The following is a 7,607-nucleotide window of genomic DNA, read 5'->3' as shown; positions in this document are numbered from 1 at the left end:
TTCTCGAATATCTTCTACATCTTCGTCTCTTGCATGTTCTATTTGCTGTAAAATATTTTCTAAATAAGTAATTTCAGCTTTTGTTTTTCTAATTTCAATGGCGGCATTCTTTTTTGCCGTAGATAGTTTGCGATAACGTTTAAAAAGGAGTTGCGCATTTTCACTCGGCGTCTTATCTTGCAATAAGTTAATGGTTATTTCACGTTGTTCCGGGTCATAATAATCAACTACTGTAACACGATTGTCACCTTTTTTAACGAGATGCATATGTGCTGTCAATAATTCTCCTTGTCTTTGATAAACATCTGCATCTTTAGCTTTTTCAATCGTTTTTTCATGAATCTTTAATTTCCGTTTATTTTTAGCTAATTCATTTTGAACAAACTTTTCTAAATCTCTTGCTTGTTGTTTGACTCGGTCTCTTTCAGCTTTATTTGAATAAAATGCATCAATTAATTCATTTACAGTAGAAAAACTCTTCCATTTGTCCATATAAGATATAGGGATAACATGAAAATCTTCTTTTTTATTTTGATAAATGGCGGGTTCATATAAATGATGTTGCACTTGTTCTTTAAATTTTGTGAATTCTTTTTTATATGCCGATTCTGCGCCTAAATGAGCCCGGTGTACAATTTCTTTGGCCGCAAAAGGGGAGATCCCGGATACAGTTTGGACAATTTGTCTGTCCATTTTACCTGAATTAAAATCAAGTTTTTTTATAAATTGTTCTTCATCTGTCTCTAGTAAATTTAATTTATTTTGAGGTGGTGGCAATTTATAAGAGGCTCCGGGAAGCAGAGTTCGATATCGATTTTGAAATGGAGCGATATGTTTTAAACAGTTGATGATTGTATTTTTATTTTCATTTAATAAGACAACATTACTATGTCTGCCCATAATCTCGATAATAAGTGTTTTTGAAACGGCATCACCAATTTCATCAATAGCCCGGAAGCGAAATGTCACCACACGTTCCAAATCAAATTGTTCAATCTCTTCAACTACAGCCCCCGCCAAATGCTTCCGAAGTATCATACAAAACATCGGTGGTTCATCAGGATTTCTGTATGTATCTTCTATTAAATGAAGTCTTGCGTATGATGGGTGAATCGAAAGGAGTAAAGTATGGTTTTGGCGATTATTTCTTACAGTAATTACAACTTCTGTATTCGTTGGTTGATAGATTTTATTTATTCTACCACCAGTAATGATTTCATTTAATTCATTAACGACTGCACGTGTAACAATTCCATCAAATGGCATAATCAGATCACCTCACACGCTATTATAGCATTATTTCGGACGAGTCTGCATACATATTGTACAAGTAGTCTTTAGTTAGCAATAAGAAAGCATGAAACTTTCTTGGTGCAACGTGCAACCAAGTTTTGCACACCTGTAGTTTTCTAATATATTGCATATAATAGGTGGGGATGAAATGTGAAATGGTATCAGGTAGAGATAAAAGATGTCGAACGGAAATTACATGTCTATCAAGAAAAAGGCTTGTCGGAAAAACAAGTAGAAGAACGAAGGAAAAAATTTGGAACAAATACACTTGAGATAACAAAGAAGCAATCCCTTTTGATATTATTTGTTAAGCAGTTTCAAGATTTTATGGTACTTATTTTACTCGCAGCAACATTAATTGCTGGTATGCTTGGTGAATATATCGATGCGATTGCTATTATGGTGATCGTTTTATTGAATGGATTTATCGGTTTTTTTCAGGAACAAAAGGCAGAAAAGTCACTGGAAAAATTAAAAGAGCTGTCTGCACCGAAAATAAGAGTATTGCGTGATGGAGATTGGAAAGCGATACCGTCGGAAGAAGCAGTTGTTGGAGATGTTATTCGCATTAAAACAGGGGATCGTGTTCCTGCTGATATTCGTATCATTAAAGCAAACGATTTGGAAACAGAAGAATCAACGTTAACAGGGGAATCATTGCCTGTTGAAAAGACAAGCCAAGTTATTTACCAAGACAATGTTGCAATGCAAGATCAACATAATATCGGATTTAAAGGAACATTAGTGACAAAAGGAAGTGGGACCGGAATTATTATTCAAACGGGTATGAATACAGCACTTGGTCAAATCGCTTCCTTAATGGATAAAACAGAAAAAGTTATTACTCCATTAGAATTAAAACTTATGGAGTTAGGGAAAATTTTAATTTATGTTGTATTCCTATTGACGGCACTAACGGTTGGAATCGGAGTTTATCACGGACAACCATTGTATGACATGTTCTTAGCTGGGGTTTCTTTAGCTGTTGCCGTTATCCCTGAGGGACTGCCAGCAATCGTCACTGTAGCACTTTCCTTAGGTGTGCAACGGATGATTAAACGAAAAGCCATCGTAAGACAACTGTCCGCGGTAGAGACGTTAGGTTGTGCATCTGTCATATGTTCTGATAAAACAGGAACGATTACTGAAAATCAAATGACAGTAAAAGAAATGTATTTAAATGATCAACATATCTATGTTTCCGGTGAAGGTTATACAACGACAGGTGATTTTTTCGTTAATGACAAGAAAGTTGATCGTAACTATCCGAATTTAGAACAGATGATGCTTTATGGTTTACTCTGTAATGAAGCTGCATTACTTGTAAAGAAAGGACGATATATCGTTGATGGTGATCCAACAGACGGAGCGTTATTAGTTGCAGCTAGGAAACTAGAGTTAACACATTTAATTAAAGACCAATTTAAAGTTATTAAACAATTTCCGTTTGATTCTACTAGAAAAAGAATGACAATCGTTGTTGAAGATGAAAATAAACGTAGATTTGTTATTTCTAAAGGTGCACCAGAAAGGATTGTACCAAGATGTTCGCACCGAGTGAATCTAAATGGTCGAACACGACTTACTGATACAAAAGAAATTGAGCGTCAAATGGATGAAATGGCCGAAAAAGCATTACGTATTATTGCAATTAGTGTGAAATCAATATCAAGGGATGATCCATTAGAACTTTCTAAACTAGAAAAGGATTTAACTTTCATCGGCTTATACGGATTAAAAGATCCTCCTCGAAAAGAAGTTAAAGATGCAATCGATCAATGTAAACGGGCAGGAATAAAGACAGTAATGATAACTGGAGACCATAAAAAAACAGCAGCAGCTATTGCTCGCGAAATAGGATTGCAAGAAGAAGGAGAGCTTACCTTAGAAGGACATGAGTTAAATAATATGGATACAGATTCATTGGCTAATATTATAGAAAAAGTAACTGTATTTGCGAGAGTAACTCCTGAACATAAATTAAAGATTGTGCAAGCATTTCAAAAACGTGGACATATTGTTGCGATGACAGGGGACGGGGTCAATGATGCTCCAGCTATAAAAGCAAGTAACATCGGTGTAAGTATGGGGATAAGCGGTACAGATGTAACAAAAGAAGCCTCATCTTTAATACTGATGGACGATAATTTTACTACGATTAAAGAAGCTATTAGAGAAGGAAGAAATATTTATGAAAATATTCGAAAATTTATCCGCTATTTGTTAGCTTCAAATGTTGGAGAAATCTTTGTCATGATGGTTGCAATGCTACTTGCCATGCCACTTCCACTTGTTCCAGTGCAGATTTTATGGGTAAACCTTGTAACAGATGGGCTCCCGGCAATGGCGTTAGGTCTTGATCCACCCGAAAAAAATGTTATGGAACAAAAGCCACGTAATCCTAGAGAAGGTGTTTTTGCCAGAGGTCTTGGAACAAAAATCATTACGCGGGGAATTATGATCGGGCTTGTTTCTTTGATTGCTTTTATGGTTATTTATGATAACCAGGCAGAAAATCTTACTCATGCTAGAACAGTCGCTTTTACTACGCTAGTTTTAGCACAACTTATTCATGTATTTGACTGTCGAAGTGAGAATGGAATCTTTGGCCGTAATCCGTTTAATAATATTTATTTAATTGGAGCAGTGATTTCCTCTTTATTTATGTTACTTATTGTGTTGTATGTTGAAGCATTACAGCCAATTTTCTATACGATGGCTTTAGGTTTACAAGATTGGTTGTTAATCATTGCATTAAGTGCTATTCCAACAGTTATATTCGGTTTTTCAAAAAAGATTTAAAAAGAATCATTAACATTTTATAAGAGACAGGATTAAATTTTAAAATCTTACTCCCAAAGACGAATAATTTCACCACCGGAAGTCTACACTTTACTATTTTCAACGGTTAAGATCTTATACGAAGTTGAAGGAAACTGTGCAGTAGTGAAAATTTAAAACTAGTAACAGCTTCGTTGATTTCCGCCTCCGGGCAGTACGCTTTCCGTGGGCACGGCTTTAGCCTCCTCGCGGAAAGTCCACCGCTGCGGGGTCTTCAGACACGTGCTTTTCCCACAGGAGTCGACTGCCCTCCGGCTTCAATCAACAATAGAGATAGTAGTATCAAACTGTGCAGTGCTATTACTATGCACATCACAGCGAAGGAAATACACTGCGCTTTCTTTGGGTGGCTGGTGAGCCTTCGACGGACAGGACGTACTAGTGTCGATGACGTCACAGGACGTGACCGCATATAGCCGATTTTAACTTATCTTTTTTAACCGTTTAGTAACTTAAAACGATAAATAGAGTAGCAAATGCTACCCTATTTATGAACGTCCGACTTTTTAATACTTTACCCAAAATTTTAATTAAAAACATTTTCACCTAATTTCATTTTAGTATAATCATATAAAAATCCCTTTTTTCTTTTTTTGATGGTATTAATATTTTTAGCAAGAATCATCATAATTAATAAATTTATCAACTTTACACCTACAAAAAGAAATAAAACCAAAGTAACTACTTCGAAATTATTCATTGCTGATCACCAACCTTTTGCTTTACAATTAATACGTATCCGGAAATTGCTTGTATAATAGGTGGTATAAGTGTAAAAAAGGATGCAACGGCGGCACACAGAAGTAAGCTTCCAGCTAAATTCTCATTACGCTTTAATATAATTAGACTTAATGCATTTAGTAAAACAGAAAAAGCTAAAGCGATTAATGGGTAATTTATATATGGATTAAGAAAAGATAAAACATCAGTAGCAAAACTATCAGGATGAATCTTAAGCTTTCCCTTAGCAGCATCCCGTTGTACTTTAGGGTCTTTAAAATATAACGAGGTAACGAGATTACGTGCAGTTTTATTTTGTTCTAATGGTCCTATAGAACTTAGAGATATAAAAACCGTTGTTAAAAGGGCAATAGTGAAAATAGAGAAAAAAACAATTGCATGTACATGAGTTTTCATTGGCTTCACCCTTTTTAATGCGTAATATCCAAAGACTCACAGTAAAAAGCTATTATTAACGAATTTTTATAAAAAAACTTGCCATTTATTTAATGTAAGGGTATTTAAGAAGTTACTAGACACAATCAAAATCCCTAATAAAAGCTGTGAAAAATTGTTACTTTAAAATATAGCCTATACCTTTTATAATACATCTAGTATTGTTTAATGTCTTATTGTGAAGTGTTGATACTCCCATGGCTAAAACCGTAAGTCCTCCATTATACAGTTTAAGGGTGGGATTCTTGCATGACTAAGCATTCGCAATTCATTTCTGCTTAATCGTCTATTTTTTGACGACACATACTACTTTACCAATAGTGCGAAATAGGCTATCGAACCTAATTCGATATCTAATTTTTAATGAATGAGATTCGTTTTGGAGACTTTTCACTTATCTATACTCCAAGTATAGCATATTTTCAGACAATTTCGATAGCGAATGAATAAATAAGTAACTTTTCTTGGAGTTTATAAGGATTTAATGTTTGTGCTGAAAACCCTTAATTTTCTTATCTGCCTCATAACTCTTTACAGCATTCAGCAATAACATAATTACTCACTCCCAAAAATATTATTATCAACATCATTTCCATTCAGTTGAACAAACTAAGTTTTTAAAATATTCGCGTGAATGGTGTGGAAGGTAATATTAAAATTGATACGTTACTAAACTAAAGGGATAGAAGAGTTGAAGAGTGGTATTAATTTTTTGTTGTTTTGGTTCAACGATCGAGCTAGATTGTAGAGGGAAAATTTTATATTTCTGTGTATAATAATTTTAAGACTATGAAAGTTTAATTTTAAACTATCGGTAATAAACCGAAGGAGGCATAAGACAGTGGATAAATTATGGATTAGCTCTTCAAAATAAAATATTTTGAGGAGGAAAAATGAATGACGATAAATTTTTATAATAGTAAAAAGATCAATAGGGAGCAATTAGAAAAATTATATAATGACGTAGAATGGTATGCTTATACACAAGATTTAGAATGTCTTCAACAAGCAATAGAGTAGTCATTAGAAGTTGTATCTGCTTGGAATGGTGAAGAATTAGTCGGACTGATTCGTATTGTTGGTGATGGATTAACAATCATTTACATTCAGGATATACTTGTGTTAAATACCCATCAAAATCGGGGAATTGCTACTCAATTGATGCAGCAGGTTATGGAAAGGTACGAAAGTGTTCGTCAAAAGGTTCTTTTAACTGAAGAGGCACCTGATGTAAGACATTTTTACGAAAAGAATGGATTTCAATCTTGTGATAAGGGTTCGCTAGTAGCATTTGCTAAGATAAATTAGAGGATACCAGAAGACGAATAAATTGATACGCACAAACAACAATCGGGAGAATTCCTTTTGAATCCTCCCGATTTATTTTATTAAAGTTATTCAAGAATAGGGCGCGATTAGGGAAGATCAAGAATGTGATATAATTAAGGGACAATAGCATAAAGGTTAACTAAAGGGTGGTTGGCACACTCCCGGAGGTGGTATATATGAAAAAAATCCTTTTTGGTCTATCAATTATTTTTCTTTCCTTTTCATTCTTTATGGTTATGTATCTCTCTCAAAATTGGGAAATTGTCTTTATTGAATATCTATATGGGGTAAGTCTGTTTACACCTATCTTCCTAAATGTTTTAAGTATTGTAAGTGCCTATTTAAGCGTAAACGGAGCAACACGAAAAGTTTTGGTTTATTTAAATTTCTTGATGATAATATACTTTGGAATTCTTTCTTTTATCGGGTTATATGGGTTTCAAGAACCTTAAAAATAAACTAATCATCTCAAGGTTTATAAGACGATTAGTTTGTTTTTTTATTAACATCTACCGACCATTTTTAATCTAAATGCAGCAGAAATTAGGCTTGCTGCACGAGTGCCTTTTCCGGATAAGAGCTTATTAGGTTTCTATCGCAACTACAGCGGCAGCGAAAGCAATTATACCCATCAATGCAGTTCCTGTTACTATAATAATTCCGCTAACAATAAAAGTGCTACTCAGTTTATTTACAACATCAATAAAATGGTTAATGAACAATATCCATAAGTCTCCGTTTTCCATTCAATCTTTGGTATGGTGCTTCTGATTACACATATTAGATTAATATACATTCAATTGTGGAAATATAGTTTCATAATGGGTTGAACAAAAAAGCGAAAGCGCAGTCCCCTTCAAATTGCGTCAGCAATTAGTGGGGGAGGTTCACTTGTAGTTAACCCCTTAAAGAATTAGAAAAACAACATTTGTGTAAAGGGGACTTATGTTCATGTGGAAAAATAAAAA

General features: G+C 34.2%; 6 protein-coding genes and 1 pseudogene. 3 read left to right on the top strand and 4 right to left on the bottom strand.

Features of this window, described 5'->3' with window-relative positions; all coding sequences use genetic code 11:
* Nucleotides 1-1,266 (bottom strand): Rqc2 family fibronectin-binding protein (locus tag ACPYKA_RS16685; RefSeq protein ID WP_479543347.1); only part of this gene is annotated, 1,266 nt, incomplete at its 3' end.
* 177 nt (nucleotides 1,267-1,443) lie between these two features.
* Between ACPYKA_RS16685 and ACPYKA_RS16680 the strand changes: the two genes are divergently transcribed.
* Entirely contained in the window at nucleotides 1,444-4,095 is a 2,652-nt protein-coding gene (locus ACPYKA_RS16680) for a cation-translocating P-type ATPase (RefSeq protein ID WP_479543346.1), read from the top strand.
* A 565-nt stretch (nucleotides 4,096-4,660) separates the two neighbouring features.
* On the opposite strand, the gene ACPYKA_RS16675 is transcribed toward ACPYKA_RS16680, so the two are convergent.
* Both ACPYKA_RS16675 and ACPYKA_RS16670 read right to left on the bottom strand, forming a co-directional pair.
* Nucleotides 4,661-4,834 (bottom strand): hypothetical protein, encoded by a 174-nt coding sequence (locus ACPYKA_RS16675; RefSeq protein ID WP_479543345.1) that lies wholly within the window; start codon nucleotides 4,832-4,834, stop codon nucleotides 4,661-4,663.
* Nucleotides 4,831-5,271: a DUF4064 domain-containing protein gene (locus ACPYKA_RS16670; protein ID WP_479543344.1), complete on the bottom strand. Its 441-nt coding sequence runs from the start codon at nucleotides 5,269-5,271 to the stop codon at nucleotides 4,831-4,833. The genes ACPYKA_RS16675 and ACPYKA_RS16670 overlap by 4 nt, the downstream gene beginning before the upstream one ends.
* Before the next feature lie 1,077 nt (nucleotides 5,272-6,348).
* Here ACPYKA_RS16670 and ACPYKA_RS16665 point away from each other — a divergent pair.
* Both ACPYKA_RS16665 and ACPYKA_RS16660 read left to right on the top strand, forming a co-directional pair.
* Nucleotides 6,349-6,618 (top strand): annotated as a pseudogene (locus tag ACPYKA_RS16665) (GNAT family N-acetyltransferase); the annotation flags it as partial.
* Nucleotides 6,619-6,815: 197 nt separating this feature from the next.
* Nucleotides 6,816-7,091 carry a hypothetical protein gene (locus ACPYKA_RS16660; protein WP_479543343.1) on the top strand — a complete coding sequence of 92 codons (276 nt, stop codon included), beginning with the start codon at nucleotides 6,816-6,818 and terminating at the stop codon, nucleotides 7,089-7,091.
* A 132-nt stretch (nucleotides 7,092-7,223) separates the two neighbouring features.
* Here the strand turns inward: ACPYKA_RS16660 and ACPYKA_RS16655 are convergent, their stop codons facing one another.
* Nucleotides 7,224-7,361, bottom strand: a complete 138-nt coding sequence (locus ACPYKA_RS16655; protein WP_479543342.1) for a hypothetical protein — start codon at nucleotides 7,359-7,361, stop codon at nucleotides 7,224-7,226.
* Between the last annotated feature and the right edge of the window lie 246 nt (nucleotides 7,362-7,607).

The organism is Pseudogracilibacillus amylolyticus (SeqCode), assembly GCF_051918545.1.
Classification (GTDB): Bacteria; Bacillota; Bacilli; order Bacillales; family Amphibacillaceae; genus Pseudogracilibacillus.
The sequence above is the reverse complement of the archived record's forward strand: the minus strand, read 5'-3'. Positions and strand labels throughout refer to the sequence as shown.